24 protein-coding genes are annotated in these 24,269 nt (G+C 65.3%); 6 read left to right on the forward strand and 18 right to left on the reverse strand.

Going from position 1 to position 24,269, the window contains the following annotated elements:
* From QCE48_RS28455 to QCE48_RS28475, 5 genes are all read right to left on the reverse strand, one after another.
* Positions 1 to 3,180, reverse strand: coding sequence for a multidrug efflux RND transporter permease subunit (locus QCE48_RS28455; RefSeq protein WP_309782078.1), 3,180 nt, complete (start codon positions 3,178 to 3,180; stop codon positions 1 to 3).
* A 26-nt stretch (positions 3,181 to 3,206) separates the two neighbouring features.
* Complete coding sequence (locus tag QCE48_RS28460) at positions 3,207 to 4,457, reverse strand: efflux RND transporter periplasmic adaptor subunit (protein ID WP_309782077.1); 1,251 nt, start codon at positions 4,455 to 4,457, stop codon at positions 3,207 to 3,209.
* A 73-nt stretch (positions 4,458 to 4,530) separates the two neighbouring features.
* The gene (locus QCE48_RS28465) at positions 4,531 to 4,959 is read right to left on the reverse strand and encodes a hypothetical protein (protein WP_235021182.1); all 429 of its coding nucleotides are present in this window, start codon (positions 4,957 to 4,959) and stop codon (positions 4,531 to 4,533) included.
* A gap of 59 nt (positions 4,960 to 5,018) precedes the next feature.
* Positions 5,019 to 5,495, reverse strand: a complete 477-nt coding sequence (locus QCE48_RS28470; RefSeq protein WP_309782072.1) for a YMGG-like glycine zipper-containing protein — start codon at positions 5,493 to 5,495, stop codon at positions 5,019 to 5,021.
* A gap of 168 nt (positions 5,496 to 5,663) precedes the next feature.
* Entirely contained in the window at positions 5,664 to 6,044 is a 381-nt protein-coding gene (locus QCE48_RS28475; protein WP_309782071.1) for a response regulator, read from the reverse strand.
* A gap of 277 nt (positions 6,045 to 6,321) precedes the next feature.
* Between QCE48_RS28475 and QCE48_RS28480 the strand changes: the two genes are divergently transcribed.
* From QCE48_RS28480 to QCE48_RS28490, 3 genes are all read left to right on the forward strand, one after another.
* Entirely contained in the window at positions 6,322 to 6,936 is a 615-nt protein-coding gene (locus QCE48_RS28480) for a LysE family translocator (RefSeq protein ID WP_309782069.1), read from the forward strand.
* 295 nt (positions 6,937 to 7,231) lie between these two features.
* Positions 7,232 to 7,399 (forward strand): hypothetical protein, encoded by a 168-nt coding sequence (locus tag QCE48_RS28485; protein WP_309782067.1) that lies wholly within the window; start codon positions 7,232 to 7,234, stop codon positions 7,397 to 7,399.
* A 269-nt stretch (positions 7,400 to 7,668) separates the two neighbouring features.
* Positions 7,669 to 7,830, forward strand: coding sequence for a DUF1328 family protein (locus QCE48_RS28490; protein ID WP_031363615.1), 162 nt, complete (start codon positions 7,669 to 7,671; stop codon positions 7,828 to 7,830).
* An 87-nt stretch (positions 7,831 to 7,917) separates the two neighbouring features.
* Here the strand turns inward: QCE48_RS28490 and QCE48_RS28495 are convergent, their stop codons facing one another.
* Together QCE48_RS28495 and QCE48_RS28500 are read right to left on the reverse strand one after the other, a co-directional pair.
* A complete protein-coding gene (locus tag QCE48_RS28495) occupies positions 7,918 to 8,454 on the reverse strand; it encodes a cysteine hydrolase family protein (RefSeq protein ID WP_309782043.1) in 537 nt (178 codons plus the stop codon).
* Positions 8,455 to 8,471: 17 nt separating this feature from the next.
* A complete protein-coding gene (locus tag QCE48_RS28500; protein ID WP_309782042.1) occupies positions 8,472 to 9,878 on the reverse strand; it encodes a PLP-dependent aminotransferase family protein in 1,407 nt (468 codons plus the stop codon).
* A gap of 152 nt (positions 9,879 to 10,030) precedes the next feature.
* Here QCE48_RS28500 and QCE48_RS28505 point away from each other — a divergent pair, with 152 nt between their 5' ends.
* Complete coding sequence (locus tag QCE48_RS28505) at positions 10,031 to 11,359, forward strand: aspartate aminotransferase family protein (protein ID WP_309782041.1); 1,329 nt, start codon at positions 10,031 to 10,033, stop codon at positions 11,357 to 11,359.
* A gap of 128 nt (positions 11,360 to 11,487) precedes the next feature.
* Positions 11,488 to 12,279 (forward strand): hypothetical protein, encoded by a 792-nt coding sequence (locus QCE48_RS28510; protein ID WP_309782038.1) that lies wholly within the window; start codon positions 11,488 to 11,490, stop codon positions 12,277 to 12,279.
* A gap of 21 nt (positions 12,280 to 12,300) precedes the next feature.
* On the opposite strand, the gene QCE48_RS28515 is transcribed toward QCE48_RS28510, so the two are convergent.
* Both QCE48_RS28515 and QCE48_RS28520 read right to left on the reverse strand, forming a co-directional pair.
* A complete protein-coding gene (locus tag QCE48_RS28515; protein ID WP_309782037.1) occupies positions 12,301 to 13,419 on the reverse strand; it encodes a M14 family metallopeptidase in 1,119 nt (372 codons plus the stop codon).
* A 24-nt stretch (positions 13,420 to 13,443) separates the two neighbouring features.
* On the reverse strand, positions 13,444 to 14,214 hold the full coding sequence (locus QCE48_RS28520; RefSeq protein ID WP_309782036.1) for a transporter substrate-binding domain-containing protein: 771 nt from the start codon (positions 14,212 to 14,214) through the stop codon (positions 13,444 to 13,446).
* Positions 14,215 to 14,329: 115 nt separating this feature from the next.
* Here QCE48_RS28520 and QCE48_RS28525 point away from each other — a divergent pair, with 115 nt between their 5' ends.
* On the forward strand, positions 14,330 to 15,259 hold the full coding sequence (locus QCE48_RS28525) for a LysR substrate-binding domain-containing protein (RefSeq protein WP_309782034.1): 930 nt from the start codon (positions 14,330 to 14,332) through the stop codon (positions 15,257 to 15,259).
* Between the two features lie 12 nt (positions 15,260 to 15,271).
* Here QCE48_RS28525 and QCE48_RS28530 read toward each other — a convergent pair whose 3' ends face one another.
* The 9 genes from QCE48_RS28530 to QCE48_RS28570 form a co-directional block, all read right to left on the reverse strand.
* Positions 15,272 to 15,757 (reverse strand): DUF6496 domain-containing protein, encoded by a 486-nt coding sequence (locus tag QCE48_RS28530; RefSeq protein WP_309782032.1) that lies wholly within the window; start codon positions 15,755 to 15,757, stop codon positions 15,272 to 15,274.
* Positions 15,758 to 15,853: 96 nt separating this feature from the next.
* Complete coding sequence (locus QCE48_RS28535; RefSeq protein ID WP_309782029.1) at positions 15,854 to 17,659, reverse strand: VWA domain-containing protein; 1,806 nt, start codon at positions 17,657 to 17,659, stop codon at positions 15,854 to 15,856.
* Entirely contained in the window at positions 17,656 to 18,282 is a 627-nt protein-coding gene (locus tag QCE48_RS28540) for a pilus assembly protein (RefSeq protein ID WP_309782028.1), read from the reverse strand. Before QCE48_RS28540 ends, QCE48_RS28535 begins: the two co-directional genes overlap by 4 nt.
* Positions 18,283 to 18,338: 56 nt before the next feature.
* The gene (locus QCE48_RS28545) at positions 18,339 to 18,809 is read right to left on the reverse strand and encodes a pilus assembly protein (protein ID WP_309782027.1); all 471 of its coding nucleotides are present in this window, start codon (positions 18,807 to 18,809) and stop codon (positions 18,339 to 18,341) included.
* The gene (locus QCE48_RS28550; RefSeq protein WP_309782026.1) at positions 18,806 to 19,699 is read right to left on the reverse strand and encodes a tetratricopeptide repeat protein; all 894 of its coding nucleotides are present in this window, start codon (positions 19,697 to 19,699) and stop codon (positions 18,806 to 18,808) included. Before QCE48_RS28550 ends, QCE48_RS28545 begins: the two co-directional genes overlap by 4 nt.
* Positions 19,696 to 20,664: a type II secretion system F family protein gene (locus QCE48_RS28555; protein ID WP_309782024.1), complete on the reverse strand. Its 969-nt coding sequence runs from the start codon at positions 20,662 to 20,664 to the stop codon at positions 19,696 to 19,698. Before QCE48_RS28555 ends, QCE48_RS28550 begins: the two co-directional genes overlap by 4 nt.
* A complete protein-coding gene (locus tag QCE48_RS28560) occupies positions 20,661 to 21,635 on the reverse strand; it encodes a type II secretion system F family protein (protein WP_309782022.1) in 975 nt (324 codons plus the stop codon). The genes QCE48_RS28555 and QCE48_RS28560 overlap by 4 nt, the downstream gene beginning before the upstream one ends.
* Complete coding sequence (locus QCE48_RS28565; protein WP_309782021.1) at positions 21,632 to 23,035, reverse strand: CpaF family protein; 1,404 nt, start codon at positions 23,033 to 23,035, stop codon at positions 21,632 to 21,634. Before QCE48_RS28565 ends, QCE48_RS28560 begins: the two co-directional genes overlap by 4 nt.
* Positions 23,035 to 24,255 carry an AAA family ATPase gene (locus tag QCE48_RS28570; protein ID WP_309782020.1) on the reverse strand — a complete coding sequence of 407 codons (1,221 nt, stop codon included), beginning with the start codon at positions 24,253 to 24,255 and terminating at the stop codon, positions 23,035 to 23,037. Before QCE48_RS28570 ends, QCE48_RS28565 begins: the two co-directional genes overlap by 1 nt.
* Positions 24,256 to 24,269 lie beyond the last annotated feature (14 nt).

Genomic DNA, 24,269 nt, shown 5'->3' on the forward strand with positions numbered 1-24,269 from the left:
TCAGTCGTCCGCCGATGCGGCAGGCTGAGTCGCTGGAACGTCGCCCGCTTTTTTCTTCGTACTGCCAACCTTGGCCGAAGCCGTTTCGATCAGATAGTAGAACATCGGGATATAGAACGCGGCGATCAGCGTCGCGGCCAGCATCCCGCCGATCACGCCAGTGCCGATCGAATGGCGGCTGTTCGCCGAGGCGCCTGTCGCGATCGCGAGCGGCACGCAGCCGAGGATGAACGCGAGCGACGTCATGATGATCGGGCGCAGGCGTTCGGTCGCGGCCGTCATCGCGGAGTCGTAGATCGACGCGCCGTTCTCGCGGTTCAGCACCGCGAACTCGAAGATCAGGATCGCGTTCTTCGCGGCCAGCGCGACGAGCATAGTCAGGCCGATCTGGAAGTACACGTTGTTGTCGAGCCCGCGCATCAGGATCGCGAGCAGTGCGCCGAAGATCGCGAACGGCACGGCCATCAACACGCCCACCGGCAGCGACCACTTCTCGTACTGCGCCGCGAGAATGAGGAACACCATCACGAGCCCGAACGCGAACACGAGCGCGGACGTGCTGCCCGCCTTCTGCTCTTCGAACGCCTCGCCGCTCCACGCGATGCCGAAATCCGGCGGAATCACGCTCGCGCCGATTTCCTCCAGCGCGGTGATCGCCTGGCCCGTACTGGAACCGGGTGAGGGATTCGCCGTGATCTTCACCGCCGGGAAGTTGTTGAAGCGCGTGATGAGATCGGGGCCGGTCACGTACTTGGTCGTCACGACCGACTTGAGCGGCACCATTTCGGCATTGCGGTTGCGCACGAAGATGCGGTTCAGGTCGTCGGGATTCAGGCGATACGCAGGCTCGGCCTGAACGATCACCTGCCACAGCCGGCTCGACTTGTTGAACTGCGAGACATAGAGCGAGCCGAACATCGTCTGCATCGCGCTATAGACTTCCTCGATCGGCACGCCGAGCGTCTCGGCCTTGTCGCGGTCCACTTCCACCAGCAATTGCTGCGCGGCCGCGTTAAAGGTCGATGTGACACCCGCGAGTTCGGGGCGCTGCTTCGCCTTCGCGAGGAATTCGTTGACCACGCCGGCAAGCTGCGGAATGGTCGCGTCGCCCTTGCTCTGGATCCACATCTCCATGCCGCCCGTCGTGCCGAGTCCCGGAATCGCCGGCGGATTCACCGGCACGATGATGCCCTCGCGCACCGTCGACAGCGCCTTGTAGGCGTCGACCAGCACCGCGCGCGCGTTCTGGGTCCGGATGTTCGCGGACGTGTAGCGCTCGTCGAAACTCTTGAAGCCGACGAAGAATGTCCCCGCGTTGTTCTTGTTCTGGCTGTCGAGCAGGCTGAAGCCGTCGACCACGGTGATGTTGCTCACCGCCTCCTGCTTCATGAAGTAATCGGTCACGTGCTTCGAGACGTCGCCTGTGCGATCGAGGCTCGCGGCATCGGGCATGATGACCGCGCCGAGCAGATAGCCCTGATCCTCGGGCGGCAGAAAGCCCGTGGGGATGGAACGCATCATCACGACGGTCAGCGCGATCATCCCGGCGAAGAAGAGCAGCGCGATCAGCGAGCGCCGGATCAACGCCGCGACCCAGGTCGCATAGCCGCGCGTCATCTTTTCGAACGACCGGTCGAACCACTGGAAGAATCTGGGCTTCGTGTGATGCCCCGGCTTGAGCAGCACCGCCGCGAGCGCGGGCGATAGCGTAAGCGCGACCAAGCCCGAGATCACGACCGAGATCGCGATCGTGATGGCGAACTGCTTGTACAACTGCCCGGTGATGCCGCTGAGAAACGCCACCGGCACGAACACCGCGCACAGCACGAGCACGATCGCGACCACGGGTCCCGCGACTTCGTCCATCGCGCGCTTGGCCGCGTCCTTCGGGTTGAGCTTGTGCACGTTCATGTTGCGCTCGACGTTCTCGATCACGACGATCGCGTCGTCCACGACGATGCCGATCGCGAGCACCATGCCGAATAGCGTCAGCATGTTGATCGAGAAACCGAGCGCCGCCATGCCGATGAACGTGCCGACGATCGACACCGGCACCGCGAGCACCGGAATCAGCGTCGCGCGGAAACTCTGCAGGAACAGGTACACGACGATCACGACGAGCACCAGCGCCTCGAAGAAGGTATGGACCACGTCCGAGATCGACGCGCGCGTGAACTCGGTCGTATCCATCGCGATGCTGTAGTCGATGCCTTCGGGAAACGACTTCTTCATCTCGGCGAGCGTCGCGCGGACCTGCTTCGAGACGTCGAGCGCATTCGCGCCCGGCTGCTGGTACACCGCGAGCACGGTCGCCGGCTTGCCCTGATAGCGGCTTCTGATCGAGTAGTCCTTTTGCCCCAGTTCCGCGCGTCCGATGTCCTTCAGACGCACGATCGCCGCGCCGCCGCTCTGCGCGCGGATGATGATGTTCTCGAACTCGGCGGGATCGGTCAGTCGCCCGGTGGTCGTGACCGCGAACGACTGCTCGACGGCGGTTCCTGTCGGCGACTGCCCGATGCGCCCGACGGCGAACTGCTGGTTCTGGTTCGCGACGGCCTTCTGCACGTCGGTCGCGGTAATGCCCAGTTGCGCCATGCGGTCGGGCTTGATCCAGATGCGCATCGCGTAATCGGGCGTGCCGAAGATGCTCGACTGGTTCGCGCCCGGAATGCGCTTCAGCGCATCGAGCACGTACAGGTTCGTGTAGTTCGCGATATAGGTGGCGTCGTAGCGGTTGTCGGGCGAAAAGATCGCGATGACCATCATGAACGCCGACGACTTCTTCTGCACTTGAATACCCTGCGACTGCACCGACGAAGGCAGTTGCGGCAAGGCGAGGTTCACGCGGTTCTGCACGTCGACCTGCGCAAGCGCCGGGTTCGTGCCGATCTCGAAGAACACGTTGAGCGTCATGTTGCCCGTCGACGAACTCGACGAGTTCATGTAGATCATGTTGTCCGCGCCGTTCACCTGCTGCTCGATCGGCGCGGCGACGTTGTTCGCGACGACATCTCCGCTCGCGCCCGGATAGGTGGCCGACACGGTGATCTGCGGCGGCGTGACGTCAGGGTACTGCGCGATCGGCAGGCCCAGCATCGCGACCGCGCCCCCGAGCGTGATCACGATCGAGATCACCGATGCGAAGATCGGGCGGTCTATGCAGAAGTGGGAGATGTTCATGGGCGCGGGAGCGGTTGCGTGAGCGGTTACTTGGCCGCTGCGCCGGAGCCGGCGCTGGCGCCTGCCGCCTTACCGGCGCCGGTGGCCGTGGCGCCGGACGGTCGCGCGATCGCATCGCTTGCCGGCGGGGCGAGCGTCGCATCGCCCGTCACCTTGATCGGCAGGCCCTGGGCCACGCGAATCGCGCCGTCGACTATCACGCGGTCGCCGGCGCGCAGGCCCGCGGTCACGAACCAGTTGTCGCCGTACCAGTCGCCGACTTCGACCACCTGCTCCTTCGCCGCCTTGCCGTCCTTGTCGACGAGCCACACGTAGTGACTGCGCGCGCCCTGCAGCACGGCGCGTTGCGGCACGAGAATCGCGCCGGGCCGCGTCGCGCCGTACACCCGCGCGCGCACGAACTGGCCGGGGCGCAAGATGCCCTGTGAGTTCGGCAGCACCGCGCGCACGAGGAACGTGCCGGTCTCCTTGCTGTACGACGGATCGAGGAAATTGATGCGCCCGCGCTTCGGAAAGACCGAGCCGTCGGCGAGCACCACTTCCACCTCGAAGTCGCGACTGGCGGGGAACTTCAGTTGCCCCTTCGCTTCCTGGTCGCGATACCGGAGCACCTCGTTTTCGGAGAGGCTGAAGTTGACCCAGATCGGATCGAGTTGCGCGACGTAAGTCAGCAATCCCGATTCGCCCGGCGTCACGTAGCTGCCCTCCTGTTTTCTCGCGTAGCTGGAAAGACCCGTGAGCGGCGTGGTGATCGTGGTGTAGCTCAGGTTGAGTTGCGCCGTCTGCACCTGGCCCTGCGCGGCGATCACGGCGGCTTCGGCTTCCTTCTCGTTGCCGACTGCGTCGTCGAGATCCTTCTTGCTGACGGCGTTCTGTTCGACGAGCGGCCGCACCCGCGCGAGGTTCGCCTTCGTCACCGTGAGGCGCGCCTGCTGTTGCGCGAGTTGCCCCTTCGCGGTCTGCAGCGCCGCTTCGAACGGCCGCCGGTCCATCTGGAAGAGCGTCTGCCCGGCATGCACGAGCGAGCCTTCGACATAAAGCCGCTTGTCGAGAAAGCCTTCCACGCGCGCGCGGATTTCGACTTCGCGCGAACTCTGCGTCTGCGCGACGAACTCGAAGGTGACGGGCGTATCGTTCGCGCTGACCGTGAGCACGGTCACGTCGGACGGCGCGCGCTCGGGCGTCGCGGGCGCCTTCTTGCACCCGCCGACGAGACACACCGCGACGAGCGCGGCCCCCGTCACTGCGACTGTAGCGATCGATTTAATCGTTGCCATCGTGATGATCCGCGGCGGTGAACTCACCATGAGGGTCTCCCTGCGGGAGCCGGGACGATTGACCAGTGTCTCGTCAGGGCGGCGTGCAATTGCCGAATACGACGAACGCGTCGTCGCGATTGACGAGGGAGAGCGTCATCGAACCATCGGTCTTGTCGACGACCATCGTCCAGGCGTAACCGAGTTCCGTGCCCTGCATCAGGATCTGCTCGGTGCCCTTTTCCATCTCGCGGATCGGCGTCGTGCGCTTCGCGCCGGCAATCGTCTTGCGCTCGAAGTCGACGCGCATGAAGCGCGGCAGGCCGAGGTCGTCGGGCAGACCGCGCAGGCAGATTTCGCCGGGATCGCACGCATGCGTTTCGATGACCGCGCACAAAAGCGGCTTCGAGCCGTCGAAATCGGCGGCCGACGCGGGCGTGAACGCCGTGGCGCAGGCGGTGACGCACACGCTGCCGCCAAGCCACGCGGCGGCCAGTGCGATTCGTCGGGATGTCGTCGGCATGGGTCGGTCTCCGCTTGGTGTGTGCCGGTTTCCGGATCGGGTCCGGCGGCCCCGCCTTCTTACTGGATGGTGTATCCGCGCCCCGACATGCACGCGGCGACCGCGCGGTTGTAAGTCGCCATCTGCTCCGACGTCTGCTGCTGCATGGATTGCTGTTGCGCGCTGGCCTCGCGCTGGCCGCGCCGCTGGCGCGAACCGCCGGCGACCGTCCCCGTGACCGCGCCGATCGCCGCGCCCTTGCCGGCATCGCCCGCGATCGCGCCGATCGCCGCGCCCGCCGCGGCGCCGCCCGCCGCGCCCCGCACGCGTTGGCCCTGATGCCCGGGCGGCGGCGGCTGGTTGGCGCTTTGCTGCGCGAGCGCGGCCGGATCGACGCCCGTGTTCTGCTTCGCCCAGAGCTGGCACTCGGCGGTATCGGAGTTTTGCTTCTGCGGGCTCTGGCCCTTCGCCGGATAGACGATCGGCTGCTGCGCGGCCGCCGCGAAAGCAAGCGTCCACACGATCAGCCCGGTACAAACGCGCCACTGTCGTTGCATGGCTCGAACCTCATGAAGGACCGCGGGCGACGCGCCCGCGTGCCGTGTCGGGGCTGCGGCGCAGAGCGACGGTCTCGCCGGACGCCGCCGGATTCACTCCGAATAGTGGTTGCTGTGTTTGCCTAAAACAATTGGCCTTTGGTCCAATAGAACAAGCCGGCGCGCGCCTCAGGGCGTCGTGCCGATGGCCGCGCGCACTGCGTCGATGAGCGTCGCGTCGTTGAAAGGCTTGGTGATGTAGGCGGCGGCTCCCGCTGCGAGCGCCTGTTCGCGGATGCCGGGCTCGTCGTGCGCGGTGATGAAGATCACTGGGATGCCGCTGCCCGCGAGGCGCTGCTGCACCTCCAGTCCGCCGATGCCCGGCATCTGGATGTCGAGCACGATGCAGTCCGGGCGATGCAGGGGCGCGGCATCGCAGGCGTCGAGGAAATCCCCACCGGACTTGTACGTTTCCGACGCCAGCCCGATGGAGCGCAGCAACCGCTTGATGGCGCGACTCACCGATTCGTCGTCATCCACGACTGCGACGAACGGTTTGGCTTCGGTCATGGCGAATATTCCCCGCACAGGCGAACACATTACGCAAACGCGCTTCGACGCTTGTTGCAAGCCTATGACAGCGCGCCGCCGCGAGATATTGGACTTTGGTCCAAGCGAAGCGGCGAACCTCCCGTCGGCGAAGCGCGCGCGGGTGTCTGACGCGGCATCGGAATCCGTACTGGAAATCGCCCGAGAATTTGTACCGGTACTGTACAGATGACAATCGCTACACTCGGTTCAGGAGTTCGGTCCTCGACTCCATTCCGAGCCAAGGAGTGCCACCGCCATGCCCGCCGAACTGTTGAGCGCCCTTCCCGCCGCCGTGCTCTTCGCACTGGTGACGACGATCACGCCCGGTCCGAACAACACGATGCTGCTTGCCTCGGGCGTCAACTTCGGCCTGAAGCGCACGGTGCCGCATCTGCTCGGCATCAGCGCGGGCGTCGCGTTTTTGATGCTCGCGGTCGGTCTCGGGCTCGCCGAGGCGTTCGCGCGCTTCGCGTGGCTCTACACGGTGCTCGAAACCCTGAGCGTCGTGTATCTGCTGTATCTCGCGTGGAAGATCGGCACGTCGTCGTCGGTGCAGATGCGCGACGGCGAGCGCCGTCCGATGCGCTTTTACGAAGCCGTCGCGTTCCAGTGGATCAACCCGAAGGCCTGGATGATGGTGCTCACCGCCGCCACGACCATCCACCTGCACGCGAGCCTTTCGCTCAACGCCGCGCTGATGGCGCTCGTGTTCATCGTGGTCGGTTTGCCGTGCATCACGATGTGGGCTGCGTTCGGCATGTCGATGCGCCGTTTCCTCAGCCGCCCGCGCTGGCTGCGCATGTTCAATCTCACGATGGCGGCGCTTCTCGTCTTTTCGCTTTATCCGATCGTGCAACGCGCGTTCGATTGACAGCGCGTTGCGCAACGGCGAAGCCACCGGAAGCGGTATCGAAACAAACCATACGACGAACTGTCACACGCCTCTTTATCGGTGCGTCGGACCGGTGCATACTGGGTCGTGCGCGTCGGCCAAGCAAAATATGCAGTCCTGTTTGCAAAATTGGGGCTGCATTTTTTCTCCTGTCGTTCCAATCATCCGTCGATGCCGCTGGATGCGGCCCATCCGCCGGCGTGTACAGCCCTTGCTTGCATCGTTCATTCGCGCCGTCCTGGCGCGGCTTTGAAATCTGTTCAAGGAGTACGCCATGTCTGGAGCCAATCGCCCGTCCGGTCCCGCAACACGGAAGTCCCTGGATCTCGCCGATCAAATTGAACGCGATGAACTGGAGAACAACCTGCCGGATGCGCTGAACAACGTCGACGACGACGATTTCGACGACGAATCCGACTCCGATAGCACGCCGGGCCACTAGCCCGAGCCTGGATGCGCGCCCCGGGGCGCGCCGCTCCGCACTGCGAATAGCCGCATGAGCCGCGAGGCCGTGCGGCTTTTTTGCGGGGTTTTTATTCGGCATGCTTCGGAATGGGCGGGCGCGCGCTCGTCGGGCGGTCAGTCGGGCACACACGTTGCTTGGTGCTTGCGTGCCGCCGGTTCGCGCGCGGCATAACTGATAAACCGATGCGGCGACACTGTCAGCCCGCACGCGAATCAAACCGACAAATCGATCCTGTGGAGGGCTTCATGCTTCGATACGCAGTCATTTTCTTCATCATCGCGATCATCGCGGCATTCTTCGGCTTTGGCGGCATTGCGTCGGGGGCGACGGAAATCGCGAAGATTCTGTTCTTTATCTTCATCGTGATTTTTCTCGCGACGTTGCTGCTCGGCGTCTTCAGGCGATGACGATGTGAGCTTTGGCGGCTTGCGGTAAGCGCTGCCATCGGGTTGAAAAAGCGCGAGCGAACTCGCGCTTTTTTCTTGCGCACCGGATTATCGGAACCGGATTTCCGCCGCCTCGATCGCGTGTATCGGCACGCCGAAGCTGCGCAGATTGCAGACCGTCGCGTTTTCGTGCGCGCGGATCTGCGCGCCGGTCGCATGCGGCTTGTCGACCGTCGTGTGCGCATCGGCGACGAGCGTCACCGCGAAACCTTTTGCCAGCGCGGACCGCGTGGTCGTATCGACGCAGAATTCGGATGCGTAGCCACAGATGAACAGCGCGCGCACATCGAGCGACGTGAGCACGTCGGCCAGGTTCGTGCGCAGGAACGAATCAGGCGTCGTCTTGCGCACGCGATGATCGTCCGGGCGCGCATCCAGCCGGGGTTCCAGCGCCCACGCCGGCGCGCCGAACGCGAGCGCGCTGCCCGGCGTCTCGTGCTGGACGAAAATGACGGGCACGTGCGCTTCCCGCGCGCGCTGCGTCACCGTATTGATCCGCTCGACGACCGCGTCTGCTTCGAACGGACGCGGCGTTGCATCGAAAAGCCCGCGTTGCACATCAATGATCAAAAATGCTGCATTCATACCATCGCGCTCCCTTGTCAAATCCACTTCGCTAAAAACTTCCACAACGCGTCGTCTTCCGAATACGGCACGTTGAACCTGAACCACGCGCTCGCGGCGTCGCCGGGGCGAAAGTACGAACCCGGCGCGAGCCAGATGCCGTCCGCGAGCGCGCGCGTCGCGATGTCAGCCGCCTGCTCGGGTTCGATCGCGAGCCGCGCCCACACGAACAGTCCCGCGCGCGGCCGGTGAAACAGTTCGAGCCCGAGCGAATCCATCCGCTCCTCGACGAGCGCATGCGCTTCCTTCAGCTTCTCGCCGACGAACTCGACGTGCCGCGCATAGCGTCCCTCGGTCAGCACTTTCTCGACGATGCGCTCGGTCGTCGCTGACGACGTGAGTCCCACCGCCATCTTGGTGCGCGCGAGTTCGCGCAGCACGTCGCGTTCGGCGACGACGTAGCCGCAACGCAGCGCCGGCGTGATCGTCTTCGCGAAGCCGCCGACGTAGACGACGCGCTTCAGTCCTTCCATCGCCGCGAGCAGCGGCGCGCCGGGCGGCGCGAGTTCGCGGTTCACGTCGTCCTCGACGACCCACAGGCCGTGCCGTTCCGCGATCTGCAACAGCCGGAACGCCGACGCCATGCCGAACGTCGCGCCCGTCGGATTCTGCAGCGTCGTGTTGAGAAAGACGGCTTTCGGCCGATGCTCGACGACGAGCCGCTCGAACACGTCGGTGTCGATGCCCGCCGCCGTGCGCGGCACGCCGAGCACCGTGAGCCCGGCGAGCTGCAGGATTTGCAGCAGATTGCAGTAGCCCGGATCTTCGACGACGACCGCATCGCCCGCGCGCAGCAGCGTGCGCACGACGAGGTCGAGCGCGTGCGTGGCGCCCGCCGTCAACAGCACGTTCGATGCGGCATCGACCGGCAAACCGTGGCGGTCGAGATGCTCGGCGATCCGCTCGCGCAACGGCGCGAAGCCATAGGGATGCCCGTAGTCGGCCATGCGCGCGGCCGGCACGCGGCTGACCGCGCGCAGCGCGTGATGCAGCCCGCTTTCGTTGACCCACTCGTTCGGCAGCCAGCCGCAGCCGGCCTTGATCGGCACGGAATGATCGGCGAAGACGTCCGACAGCAGCCAGGTCGCGTTCAGGCTCGGCGGCTGCCATTCGATGGCCCGCGCCCGCTCCGCCTGCAAGCGCGGCGCCACGCGATACCCCGAGCCGCGCCGCGCAACCACGAGCCCCATCGACACCAGCCGCCCGTAGGCCTCGGTGACGGTAAACGTGCTCAGTTGCTGCGCCTCGGCAAAGCGCCGCACGGACGGCAAGAGCGCGCCCGGGCGCAGCGTCTCGGCTTCGATGGCGGCGGCGAATGCCTGCACGATCTGTTCGACCAGCGTCGGCGCCTGCGCGCGGTCGCGTTCCAGCGTAAGTTCGATCATGGAATCGAGAATAACGTCGCCCAATGCGACGCGCCAATACAGTTTGCCGCATTTTGCCAGCACAGTTAACAGCGCAGTCGCTCAACTGTCTATGCCGCGCGGAATTGTCGCGGAATAGAGTGAGCGTTCTTTCCTCCGAGGAGACCTGCATCATGAACGCCCGCCCCGTCATCGACGACCTCTCGTCCTTCTGGATGCCCTTCACCGCCAACCGCCAGTTCAAGGCCGCGCCGCGCCTGCTGGAAAGCGCGAAAGGCATGTACTACCGGTCGACCGACGGTCGCGAGATTCTCGACGGCTGCGCCGGCCTCTGGTGCGTGAACGCGGGGCATTGCCGCGACGAAATCGTCGAAGCGACGCAAAAGGCGCTTGCCACGCTCGACTTCGCGCCGACTTTCCAGATGGGCCACCCGCTGGCGTTCGAGGCGGCATCGCGCGTGGCGAATCTGATGCCCGAAGGGCTCGACCGCATCTTCTTCACGAACTCGGGCTCCGAATCCGTCGATACCGCGCTGAAGATCGCGCTCGCCTATCACCGCGCGCGCGGCGAAGGCCAGCGAACGCGCCTGATCGGCCGCGAGCGCGGCTATCACGGCGTGGGTTTCGGCGGGATTTCGGTCGGCGGCATCGCGCCGAACCGCAAGACGTTCTCGGGCGCGCTGCTGCCGTCCGTCGACCATCTGCCGCACACGCACGATCTCGAACACAACGCGTTCTCGAAGGGCCAGCCGGCGTGGGGCGCGCATCTCGCCGACGAACTCGAACGCATCGTCACGCTGCACGATCCTTCGACGATCGCCGCCGTGATCGTCGAGCCGCTCGCGGGCTCGACGGGCGTGCTGGTGCCGCCGCAAGGCTATCTGCAAAAGCTGCGCGAGATCTGCACGAAGCACGGCATCCTGCTGATTTTCGACGAAGTCATCACCGCGTTCGGCCGTCTCGGAAAGGCGACGGCGAGCGAGTACTTCGGCGTCACGCCCGACCTCATCACGATGGCGAAGGCCATCAACAACGCCACCATTCCGATGGGCGCCGTCGCCGCGCATCGCAACGTGCACGACACGGTCGTCGGCGCGGGCGCGCAGAACGCGATCGAGCTGTTCCACGGCTACACGTATTCGGCGCATCCGGTCGCGACAGCGGCGGCCGTCGCGACGCTCGATTTGTACGCACGCGACCGCCTGTTCGAGCGCGCGGCGTCGAAGGCGGAAAAGTTCGAATCGGCGGTGCATGCGTTGCGCGGCGCGCCGTATGTGAAGGACGTGCGCAATCTCGGGCTCGTCGCGGGTGTCGAGCTGGAATCGCGCGAAGGCGCGCCGGGCGCGCGCGCTTACGAAGTGTTCGTCAAGTGCTTCGAGGCGGGCGTGCTCGTGCGCTATACCGGCGATATCCTCGCGTTCTCGCCGCCGCTGATCGTCGAGGACGATCAGATCGATCAGATCTTCGGCACGGTTCGGAAGGTGCTCGAAAGCGTGAAGTGACGGGTTGGGGGTTGGAAAGAAAAGCCGTTCAGCTTTCGGGCTGAACGGCTTTTTTTGTGCCACAACCTGGCGCACTTTGCGAGCCGCAACGCCCGTACAATCCCCGTTTAATATCCTCGCGTCTCGACATGCTTGCACTCAAGCTCTCGCTCGTTCCGCTGTTTCTGTTGATCGTTTCGATGTCGGGCAAATGGTGGGGGCCATCCGTCGCGGGGTGGCTTGCCGGCCTGCCGGTAGTCGCCGGACCCATTCTCTTTCTTCTCGTTCTCTCGCATGGCGCCCCGTTCGGTGCACACGCGGCAACACTCTCCCTGTCGGCGATCCTCGCCTCCGAAGCGTTCAATTTCGCCTACGCATGGACTTGCCAATCCCGTCGATGGCCGTTCGCGATGAGCGCCGGTCTCATCGCGTGGCTCGTCTGCGCGTGTGCCCTCTCGCTCCTTCCAGCGTCGCCAGTCTGGGCCGCTGGCGTAGCGTTAGCAGCGGTCGCGTTTGGACAGTCGTTCTTGCCGCGCAGCTCAGTCGCCGCTGCGGGACTGCCGCTGACACGCGCCGACCTGACCGGCAGAATGGTCGCTGGTGCGGGGCTCACGCTCGCCGTCACGTCGCTGTCGGGCTGGGTGGGCGCGGCTTGGAGCGGCTTGCTCGCCGTGTTTCCCTTGCTCGGGATCGTGCTGTCCGTTGCGTCGCACCGGGCGCACGGACCCGACTTCGTCGTGTCGATGCTGCGCGGAATGGTTCTCGGCAGATTTTCGTTCGCGGCCTTTTGCCTGCTTCTGTCGTTTGCGCTCGAGCGCCAACCGGCGATCGTCGCGTTCGCCGAAGCCGCGGTGTTGGCGATGTTCGTCCAGTGGTGCACGAAACGACTGGCGGTCGCGAGTGTTGCGCAATCGTCTGGACGCGCTCCCGCTGGGAAGTGAGCGTCGGGCGAATCGCTTCGATCACGCCCCGACCAACACCCCCGTCCTGAATGCCCGCTCGCCCGACACGCGTCCCATCGGCGCGCCCGCGTAGGCAAAGCGAATCGCACGTCGCATATAAAACACGCCGTCGTTCTTCGAAGTCACGGTCGTAACGGCATCCGTCAGCGGATCGACGATGTCGAACACGGGATCGCCCGCCTTCACGAAAGCGCCGGCGTTCGCCCGATACACCACCACGCCCGCCACCGGCGCGACGAACTGCTCGCTGCCCGCAAGCGGCGTCGCTGGATGCAGCAACGGCGGCAACTCGCGCGCCTCGCCCTCGATCACCCCGCGCCGCACCAGAAACTCGACAATCGCATCCGCATCCTGTTGCGCCGCGTCGTAGGAGACGTCGCGCTGTCCGCGATGCTCCAGCGTCACCGCGATGTTCGGCGCCGCCAGCGGCGTCGCGCCGAGCAGCGCGCGCACTTCGTTCCAGAGCAGCGTGTGGATCTCATCGAACGACTGTCCGCCCGAATCGGTCGCGAGCAGCACGCCGTTCGCGCCGATATAGCGCGCGAGCGGTTCGACGTCGGGCCAGCTCGCCGGGCTCGTATACAGATGCATCGTGGCTTCGAGCGAGCAGTGCAGATCGAGGACGATGTCGGCATCGGCGGCGAGCGTGACGAGCGTCAGCCGCAGCGATTCGAACTCGTTCGTAGCGACGCTCTCGACGAGCATCTCGCGCACGGCGCGCCGCAACAGGCGCGTGTTCTTCTGCGCGTCGCCCGTCCAGGCCGTGCCGACGCGCGCGATCAGCGCCTTGGCCGCCGGCATCGGAAAACTGCGATTGAAGTTGTGTCCGCTATTCGCTTCGAAGCGTCCGAGAAACTGGCCGAGCACATGCTGCGACAGTCCCACCGGATTCGCCACCGGCACGAGCACGACCTCGCCGCGCAGACGCCCGTCGGCTTCGAGCGTCGCGAGGCGGCGCTTGAGTTGCCACGCGGTGAGCATCGCGGGCGTTTCGTCCGCATGGAGCGACGCCTGCACGTACACTTTTTCGCCCGCGCCCGGCGTGCCGAAGTGAAAGCTGACGAGTTCGCGGTTCGTGCCGAGCGTCGTCGAGACGAGCGGCGTGCGTTGGGTTTGCATCGGGTGATCCTTGAGTCGAAGCGTTCAGTCGCCGTACACGTCGAAGTCGAAATACTTGCGCGCGATCTTCTGATAGGTGCCATCGGCGCGCATGTCCGCAACCGCGCGATCGACCTTGGCCTTGAGCGCCGTGTCGTCCTGCCGCAGACCCATGCCGACGCCGTGATCGCCCATCGAAAGCGGCTCGCCCACGAAGGCGAAGCCCGCGCCGCGCGGCGTCTTCAGGAAGCCGTGCTCCGCTTCGACCGAACCGAGCAACGCGGCATCGATGCGGCCGGCCATGAGATCGTTGAACACGCCCTCCTGGCTCTGATACGCGACCACTTCGACGCCGCCCGGCTGCCAGTTCTTGAGCGCATACGTTTCGAACTGACTGCCGCTCTGCACGCCGATGCGCTTGCCGCGTAGTCCTTGTGCGCTCGCGGTGAGCGGCGCGCCGTTCTTCGCGATCAGCCGCGACTTGAACTGGAAGAGCTTGGTGGAGAACGCGATCTGCTTCATGCGCTTGTCGGTGATCGCCATCGACGACATGATCCCGTCGATCTTGCGCGCCTGCAGCGCCGGGATCATGCCGGAGAATTCGAGTTCGACCCACTCGCAATGCATCGCGATGCGGCGGCAGATTTCGTCGCCCAGATCGACGTCGAAGCCGGCGACGTGGCCGTCCGGCGTCTTGACGTCCATCGGCGGATAACCCGGGTCGATGCCGAGGCGCAGCGCGCTGGCATCGCGGGCAATGGCAGGCAAAGCGGCCAGCGCCGCGGCGATCGTGAGAAGCAAAGCGAGTCTTTTCATGGCAGGCGGAAAGGTTCTTTTCGAGAAAACGCCTGACGATGGTACGGGCGCAAAACGCTACCAATAAGGGGCGATTTGCTTATCATGATCACTTTTCAAGATCACCGGACAGCCCGTGGAACTGACTCTCACCCAGTTGCGCATGTTCATCGCGGTTGCCGAAAGCGGCAGCCTGCGTGCGGCGGCGCGGCGTTTGAACGTCGCGCAAAGCGGCGTGACGCAACAACTGCGCAAGCTCGAAGCGAGCGTCGGCGGACCGCTTTTCGAGCGCGGGCATCGCGGCGCGCGGCTGACGTCGGTCGGTGAACGCCTGCGGCTGCGCGCCGACGTCATCCTCGGCGAGTGCACGCGCACCGAAGAGGAAATGCGGCAATTGCGCGGCCAATCGACAGGACACGTCGCGCTCGGGCTCGCGGCCGAAGCCACAATGCGCCTGTTCCCCGCGCTGCTGGTGAGCTATCGCGAGCGATGTCCGCGCATCGAGGTGCATCTGACGAGCGCGACCTCGCGCGTGCTGACGTCATGGGTTCGCGACGGAAGCCTGGATTTCGCGCTCGCGCTGGTGTCGCAGGAAGCCGACGTCCACGATCTGGAGACGACTCGCCTCTTCGATTCGGAAGTCTCGGTGATCGCGCGGCGGGATCACCCGCTCGCACAGGCGCGCACGCTCGCCGATCTGCGGGCGTGCGAATGGGTGAGTACGCGACCGCGCCGCGCCGTATCGGCGACGAACCGCCTTTCGATGCTCTTCGACGCCGCCGGTCTCGAACCGCCGCGCATCGCCGCCACGACCGAGGCCGTGTTCGATACGCTGCACTGCGTCGCGCATTCCGACTATCTCGCGCTCGAACCGTCGCGGCTCGCGGACCACGCATTCTTCCGCGACTCGCTCGCCGTCGTGCGGATCGCGGAGCACGCGGCCCTCGCGCCGGTGTGCCTCGTGCGCCGCGCGGGCGTGCCGCTCACGCCCGCTGCGCAGGAACTCGCGACGATGGCCGTCTCGTTCGCGCGGATGCTGCCCGATTCCGCGCGAAGCCGCCGCTAGGAACGCGACGGCTCAGCGCGTCGCGTGACGTGCGGCCGCGGCTTTGCGGCGAGTCGCCCAGCCCTTCTTCGCGGCGGCCGAGCGGTCGGCGGCCGAACGCCGGCTCGCGCTCGCGTGCGACTGCCGCGACAAGGCCGTATGCGACGCCGCCTTCGTGCTCTCGCGCTTGAGCACGCGAGTCGAGACGGCGGAGCGCTTGCTCTTCGACTCCGTGCTCGCGCTCTTCTTCGTCTTGTGCTGGCCCGCGGCCGTGTCCTTGCCGGCCTTCTTGCGCGTGGCTTCGGACGTAGTGCCCTTCTTCGGCGCCTTGGTCTTGACGCCCGAACGGCGCGCCTCCGACAAGCCGATCGCGATCGCCTGCTTCGCCGACTTCGCGCCGTGCTTGCCTTCGCGGATGTGGTCGATCTGTTCCTTCACGAACGCGCCGGCCTGGGTGCTCGGCGACTTTCCTGCGCGCTTTGCGGCTTGCGCGCGCTCGACGGTTTTCTTCTCTGGCATGTCGACTCTCCTTCAAGAGTTCAAGTGGACTTGCAGAGATTTTTTTAGCAATGGACGTGCCCGCGATGCGCGTGTCTTGCGTCGCGGGCACGGCTTTCATTGCGTCAGGCGAAGCACGCCGAGGTTGCCGGCGATCTGCTGGAAGATCGCGTCGAGGTCGTCGTTGGTCGGCGCATGGAAGTAGTCGCCCGGCGACGCGCAGTTCTGCATCACCTGCTGCGCGACGCCGCTCGACGCATCCGCGCCGAAGGTGATCGCGTACACCACGATGCCCGCGTTCTTCATCGCCGTGCAGACGCCGAGCTGGAATGCGTTGATGTCCGTCACCGACGACATCGACCCGTTGACGAGCGACGTGCCGTTGGTCCGCTTGAGTGTCGGCGCCTGCAGCACGTTGTTGCCGACGCCCGAGAGCCCGTTGAACGATGGCATCGGCATGATGCCGCTCGCGCTGCCGGGATCGTTCTGGCCGTCGGTCAGCACGATCGCGACGCGCTGCAACGCCTGCGTGGTTTCCGGCCGCGGCATGCTCGTGTCGGTGGAAATCCAGCCGTTGCCCGCGCCCGCCACGTTGTCCGACCAGTCCGACGACAGCATCCGCCATCCCCAGAGGAGTCCGGTCGGGATGATCGTCGAGCCGCTCGCCTGCATCTTGTTGATCGCGGTGGTGAGCGCGGTCGAGTCCTGCGTGAGGAACTTTGCGGGCTGAATGCCGCACGGTCCGTTCATCGTACCGGTCGAATTCGTGTTGCCGTTCTGGTAGAGCGTCGTGATCGTGGGCTTGTCCGTCTTCGGCTGGCCCCACAGGTTCGCGATCGTGGAACCGTTCTTCGTGCTGCAGTACGTCAGCGAACCGTTGGTCTGGTAGCTGAGCGGCCCGCCCATGAACGACGTCGTGCCGGTCACGTTGCACTTCGTGCTGTTGTCGTAGGTCGTGACCGTGAAGCCCGCTTTCGGCACGTTGTAGTAGAACGGCGTGAAGGCCGGAATGTCCTTCGGCGCATACGCCTTCGGATAAAGATTGCCCGACGCGTCGCGCGGCTCGACCGCACAGCCACCCCACCCCGACTGCGTGATGGTCGAATCCGGCGCCATCGATACATTCTTGGGGTTGTAGGTGAACTTCGGCGTCATCCAGGTTCCGCCGGACTGCAACGCACCCTTCACGTTCACCAGCGTCGTGAACGGCACGAGCCCGATGTACGAATCGTGGCCCGACTGGCCGAGAATGTTCGCGACGAGCCGTGCCGCCGCCGTCCGCAGCCCGGCGATCTTCGTGCCCTGCGTCTTGTCGCTGCTGGCGTAGTCCGCCATCGAGCCGGTGTTGTCGAGCACCAGCACGAGTTCGAGCGTGCTCTTCGGCAGGCGCAGCGCCGCGTTGGAGGCCGTGACGGTCGAGACATCCGGCGTGTTGCCCGACCCTGAACCGGAGCCGGAGCCGCTACCCGTCGTGTTGGTGCCGAAGAAGACCGGCGCGAGCAGCGGCATCGAACCCGAAGCCGAGAGCCTGATCGTCTGGCCGGCGGCGGGCGTGCCGCTCACGGTCGCGGAGAACTTGTTGTCGGGCATCACGAGGTCGAGATAGCCCTTCGGCATGTTGGCGTCGTAGTACGCGCGGGCGTCCTTCTGCCAGTTTGCGAGATCGCTGCCCGAGGTGCTCGCGTAGTGCGAGAGATCGGCGCCGGCCGAAAGCGTCGCGACGTCGAGCGCCATCTGCATGCGCGCCTGCGTCATCTCGTAGTGGATTGTGTCGAGCGCGGTGCACATCGCGCCGATCATCATGCTCGCGCAGACCGCGAGGATCATCGTGACCGCGCCTTCTTCGCCCTTCACGAGCGCAGCGGCGCCGCGCCCTTCGGGCTTAAAGCGGCGCCGGGGTGTCATGTCGGTGCTTCGCATCATGAGGCGGCCTTGAGCAGGAGCGGCTGCCCGTCGCGCTGGCGCACGTAGACGCGCTGATAGATCGTCTGCTTGCCGGGCGCGTTGGTCCAGAACGGAGCGGTCATCGCGAACGGCGTGTACGAATAGAACACCTCGACGACGACCGCCGAGTCGCCGCTGCGAAACGGCCAGGTCTTCGGCAGGACGCTCGTCTTCGTGACGAACGAGGTCATGCCCGAAGCGGTCCACGGCGCCTTGCGCTGCCAGGCGATCTGGGCGGTGCCCGCGCCCCAGGTCTGGCTCGGCGGCAGGATCGGCGTGGTGCAGGCGGTGCTCTGGTCGCACACCGAGGTCACGATCACACCGCCCTTGGCCTGCAGCGCGTTCGGCATCGCGAGCACGGCCGCGGCGTTCCAGATCGAACCGAGGTTGTTCGAATTGCTCGTCGTGTTGTCGTCGATGACTTGCTGCATCTGGCCGATCGAATCGGCGAGCGTGAACGCCGTATGCTCGACGATGCTCACCGTGCGCATGTACAGATAGAGTTCGGTGAAGCCGAGCAGCACGAGCAGCATCAGCGGCACGATCACCACGAATTCGATCGCCACGCTGCCGCGCTCGGAACGCCACAGTCGTTCGAGCATCCCTTTGGCCCCGAGAGAGCGTCCGCGTCGGCCAAGCCTTGCGTCAGGCGTGCGTTTCATTTTTCGTTCTGCACGATGTAGTTGCGTTGGAACGTCATCGACTTCACGCCGAGGAGTTGGGGAATGCCCGAGAAGCCCGGAATCGTCACGGCGATGTTGTAGGACACGACGTCGCCGAAATTGCCCATGTTCGCCTGGTAGTTGGTGCTTCCCACGTTGTTATAGCTGCCGTAGTTCAGCGTCGTGATGGTCACGGTGCCGCCGATGCCGCGCCAGCGGCCCAGCACGTTATTCACGACGGTCTGCGCCTGATCGGCGCGCGTGCCGCTCGCGGGATTGGTCGTCGTCAGCCCGATGCGCGACGCCTGTTGTGCCGCGATCTGCACCGATGCATCGACGATCATGTCGAGCGCGATCTCAAGCGTGCTCAGCACGAGGATGAACACGACCGGCGCGACGAGCGCGAATTCGATCGCGGACACTCCGTGGATGTCACGCCAGAGGCGCGCGACGAAGCGCTGCGTCATCGCAGGCTCGCTGCCTGAATCGGCGTGGCCTGCACCGGCGCGACGCGGGCGGCCGGCGCCGCCGACGATACCGCGTTCGCCGTGTTTCCGGCCGGCCGGTTCAGATACGCGCGCTGGATCTCGTAGTAGCGCAGGTTGTCCTGTACCGACGCTTTCGGCAGATCGCGCGAGAGGATTTCCGCCGCCGCTTCCGTATTGCCGAGCAGGCCGTAGGCCAGCGCGAGATTCTGGCGCGCCTGCGGCGGCGCGGCCGGATAGCGCGTCACGTCGAGCAGCACGTTCGCGCCTTCGCGCGGATTGCCCGCGAGAATCAGCGAGAGGCCGAGATTGACCGAAAGAAGCGGATCGCCGGGATTGGCGTTCAGCGCCTGACGCAGCAGCGCCTGCGCACCGGCGTGATCGCCACTCAGGTCGAGCGCCGCGCCGAGGCCCGCGGACGCGAGCGGATCGTTCGGCGCGAGTGCAAGCACGCGCCGGTAAGTGGCGGTCGCATCGTCGAAACGGCGCTGATGGATCGCCACTCGCGCGATCCCGATGAGCGGTGCCGTCGCGTTCGGATCGCCCTGACTCGCGCGCTGATAGTAAACATTCGCGCGCGTGAAGTCGCCGACTGCGTAGAGCGTGTTGCCGAGCCCCGTCAATCCCGGAACCGATTTCGGATCGGCCTGCACCGCCTTTTCATAGAGGCTCGTCGCGAGTTCGAAGTTGCCGGAATCGAGCGCGGTGTCCGCGATGCGCAGCTCGCTCATCGTGCTCGGCGCCGTGTTGCGCATGACGGGACGCGTGTCGGCGACCTGGCGCGTCGTCGTCGTGCACGCCGCGGCTGCGAGCAACAATGCCGCGCCGCAGGCCGTCATCACGATACGGCGGATTGCTTCGGTTGAGTTCATTTCGATTGCTCTGCGATAAAGGCGAGAAGTTGAATGACGGCCGGGCCGGCTGCGATCGCGATGATCGCGGGAAGAATGAAGAGCATCATCGGCACGACCATCTTCGGTGCGAGCTTCGCGGCCTTTTCCTCCAGCGACACGATGTGCGCGAGCCGTTCCGTGCGCGAAAGCGTGCGCAGCGCCTGCGTGATCGGCGTGCCGTAGCGCATCGATTGCGTAAGCGTCGAGATGAGCGCGCGGATAGAAGGCAGATCGATGCGTTCGGCGAGACCATGCAGCGCGCGCGTGCTGTCGCCGGAGAGCTTCAGTTCGTCTGCGGTCAGCGAGAACTCGTCGGAGAGCGGCGGACAGATGGACTTCATTTCGTCCGCGACGCGCCGGATGCTCACGCCGAGGCTGTTGCCCGCGTTCGTGCAGATGACGAGCAGGTCGAGCGCATCGGGCAGGCAACCGGCCATCGCCTTGCGCCGCCGCGACGCCTGATACGCGACCACGTACTCGGGCAGAATCATGCCGACCACGAACACCATCAGCATCGCGATGCCGCGTCCCGCCGGATATTCGCCGACGACCGGAATGTGCGAGCCGAGCATCACGGTCAGCGCGGCGCACACGAGGCCGACGCAAAACTTGACCGCCAGCAGGATCGACACCGCGACGCTGCTGCGATAGCCGCTGCGCACCATTTCCTTTTGCAGCTTGAGGCGATAGGCGGCGTCGAAGAGCGGAATCTTGTCGCCGATTCTTGCGAGCCGGCGCAGAAGCCGCGTGCGAAAGCCCGCTTGGTCGTCGGCGTCGGCGGCTTCGGTCCGGTCGCTGCGATGCGTGAGCGCGGCGAGACGCGCGCGCTCGGCGATGCGGCCGCGCCGGCCGCCGTGCTTGGACGCCCACCAGATCGCGAGCACCGCGAACAGCGCTAGCAGCATCAGCAGGTTGATTAGTGTTTCAACGTTTTCCGGAGTCATCGCGAGGTATCCAGCTTCGACATCTTCTTGATCACGAAGAGGCCGATGACGATCGAGATCACGCCGAACGTGAGCAGCTTGTGGCCCGCCTGGGCATCGAAGAGCACCATCAGATAGTCGCGGTTGGTCGCATACATCGACGCCATAATGACGACCGGAATCGCAGCGAGAATCTTGGTCGTGATGCGCGCTTCGCCGGTGAGCGCCTTCGTCTTCAGGCGGATCTCGCGACGCGTGCGCACGATGCCCGCGAGGTTTTCGAGCGTCTCGCCCAACTGGCCGCCGGTTTCGCGCTGCAACAGCAGACAGACGCTGAAGAACGAGAAGTCCGCGATCTCGATGCGCTTCACGGCCACCGCGAGCACTTCTTCGAGATCGAGACCGACCTGCAGCGAGTCGCCCATCAGCTTGAACTCCGTGCGCAGCGGTTCCGGACATTCGCTCGCGGCCGAGCCAATCACCTGCGTCACCGGCACGCCGGCGCGCACGGCGCGCACGATCAGGTCGATCACATCGGGAAAGCCATCCAGAAAGCGTTTGCGAAAGCGCTCGACGAGGAAACGGTAGGCTTGCATTGCGCCGAAGACCGGCAGTCCGAAGATCAGCAGCGGTCCCGCGAAGGCAGGCAGCGGCATGAAATGCGTCATCAGCAGCGCGACGATCTCGGCTGCAAGCGCCACGCCGATCACGACCTTCAGTCCATGAGTCGACGCCACTGTCTTGAGCCGCACGATCTTCGGGCCGAACCAGCGGCTCAAGAGATTATCGTGGCGGCTGATCTTGAACAGGTCGGCGTCGCGCCGTGCGCCGTCCTTGACGCGCACGGCCTGCTGCGAAAACGACTGCTGCATGCGCGCGTGGATGCGCGCGTGCGGCTGATGATTGCGCATGTCCTGCACGGTCAGCACCATCACGCCGATGAGCAGCACGACGACAAACGAACAGATGGTGATGAGGTTGACCATGTTCATGGCGTCATCGCTTCGAGGAGCGCGTGTTCGAGACCGTAGTACGCCGCGCGTTGCGCGAACGCCGGCCGCACCGCCGCCGATTCGTACACGCCCTTCACCTCCTCGCTGTAAGCGCTCGCGTCGTAGCGGAACGTGAAGAGATCCTGCGTGATGATGACGTCGCCTTCCATCCCGACGAGTTCGGTGATGCGTGTGACGCGCCGCATGCCGTCGCGCATTCGCTCGATCTGCACGATCAGGTGCACCGCGCTTGCGATCTGGCGACGGATCGAGAGCAGCGGCAGGTTGCCGTTCGCCATCATCACCATGCTTTCCAGACGCGTGATGCCATCGCGCGGCGTGTTCGCGTGGATGGTCGTCATCGAGCCGTCGTGGCCGGTGTTCATGGCCTGCAGCACGTCGAAGGCTTCGGCGCCCCGCGTTTCGCCGAGGATGATCCGGTCCGGGCGCATCCGCAGCGCGTTGCGCACGAGGTCGCGCTGCGTCACGGCGCCGAGTCCCTCGGCGTTTTCGGGCCGCGTTTCCAGGCTCACGACATGCGGCTGCACGAGTTGCAGCTCGGCCGCATCTTCGATGGTGACCGTGCGCTCGCCGAGCCCGATGAAGTGCGAGAGCGCGTTGAGCAGCGTCGTCTTGCCGGAGCCCGTGCCGCCCGACACGATCACGTTGAGCCGGCAGGTGCTGGCGAGCTTGAGCACGTTCGCCATCGCCTGCGACATGTTGCCTTGCTGCGACATCCGGTGCAGCGTGATGTTGCGCTTCGAAAACTTCCGGATCGAGATCGACGCGCCGTGAATCGCAAGCGGCGGCAGCACGACGTTGACGCGGCTGCCGTCCGCGAGGCGCGCGTCGACCATCGGGCTGCTTTCGTCCACGCGCCGTCCGACGCCCGCGGCGATCCGCTGCGCCACGTTGATCACGTGCGCGTTGTCGCGGAACTTGCATTGCGTCAGTTCGAGCCGGCCGTGCCGTTCCACATAGACCTGATCGGGACCGTTCACGAGAACGTCGGTGATGGTTTCGTCGGCGAGCAGCGGTTCGATCGGGCCGAGGCCGAACATGTCGTTCAGCAGTTCGCCGACGATCTGCCCTTGCTCCGCGAGCGTGACGTTCAGGCGCTCGCGTTCCGCGACTTCCAGCACGAGCTGCTCGACGCCCGGCTTCATCTGCTCACGCGTCTTGCCGACCGCCGCCGACGCGTTCATTGCCGTGAACACGCCGTTGCGGATCAGCTTGAAGAGATCGGAACGGACCAGCGTCTCGCCGCCTTCCGGTGCCGGTGCGCGTGCCGGCGCGGGCTCCGCCGGCTTCGGCGCGAGCGTCGTTACCGTGGCGGAATCGGCGGCCGGCGGCGCTGCGTCGTCGAAGGCGTCCCGCGAAATCTGCTTCTGCCCGAACATTACTTCCTCCCCAGCCTGAACTTGTGGAGGAACTTGCGCTCGACGCTCGCATGCTGCCCGGTCAGATCGCTCGCGATACGCGCGACGGCCTGGTTGAAACCGGTCTGCGACTTTTCGAGCGGCGCCTCGCCGAGGTTCTCGGCCGTCGCGATCGCCTTGGTTTCGAACTGCACTTCGTGCAGCACCGTGCGACCGACCGCCGACATGAAGTCGGCGACCTGCACCTTGCCGGAACTCGCCGCGTTCGGGTTGTTCAGCAGCAGCGAGGTAGGCGGATTGTTATCGCGATCCTCGATGAAGCGCAGAAGGCGAATCGTCTCGCGCGTCGAATGCACCGAGCGGTCGACAACCAGATACACGCGCGACGCCTGATCGAAGGCCTCTTGCGCAAGCGAACCGCCCGGGTTGCCGACATCGAGGATCACGTAGTGAAAGCTGTCGCACAGCAGTTCGACCACGCGCTTCAGCGCGCCCGGTTCGAATTGCTTTTCCGTGCCGTAGTCGAGATCGGCGGACAGCACGTAGAGCCGGCTGCCCTTCGCGACCAGCGTGCGCTCGACGTACTGCGGGTCGAGCCGGCGCACGTTCTGCAGCACATCGATCAGGCCGTTGTTGCTCGTCAGGCCGAGCATGCCGTTCGCCGCGCCGCCGCACAGGTTGAGGTCGACGTAGGCCACGCGCCGGTGCGTGTCTTCCGCGAGGTGGCGCGCGAGATTGAGCGCCAGCGTGGTCACGCCAACGCCGCCGCGTGTGCCGGCAAACGCAATCGTCTTGCCTGCGCGCGCGAGCGTCACCGGGCTCACCTTGCCCTCGGAGACATTGACCGTGCGCTTGAGCAGTTCGACCGTCAGCGGCTTCACCAGATAGTCGCGCACGCCGATCTTCAGAAGGCTGCGGAAGAGGCCGACGTCGTTGCGCTCGCCCAGTGCGACGACCTGCACCGACGGCTCGCACACTTCCGCGAGGCGCCCGAGGTCCGACAACGGCATCACCGAGTTCTGCAAGTCGACGAGCAAAAAGAGCGGCGAGCGTTCGATCTTCGACAGGTGCGCGATGGCATCGTCGACGCCACCCATCGCGATATGCACGTGCGGCATCGCCTGTTCGAGGACGAAGCTCTTCAGGACCTGCTCGGTCTTGCGATCGGAGACGAACGCGATGAAATCCGCGACGCGCACACCGCTCTTCGGCTTCAGGAAACTCAGTTCTGTCGTGCTCATGGTCTTCTTCTTCG

The sequence above is a fragment of the Caballeronia sp. LZ024 genome (assembly GCF_031451455.1).
GTDB classification, from domain to species: Bacteria; Pseudomonadota; Gammaproteobacteria; order Burkholderiales; family Burkholderiaceae; genus Caballeronia; species Caballeronia telluris.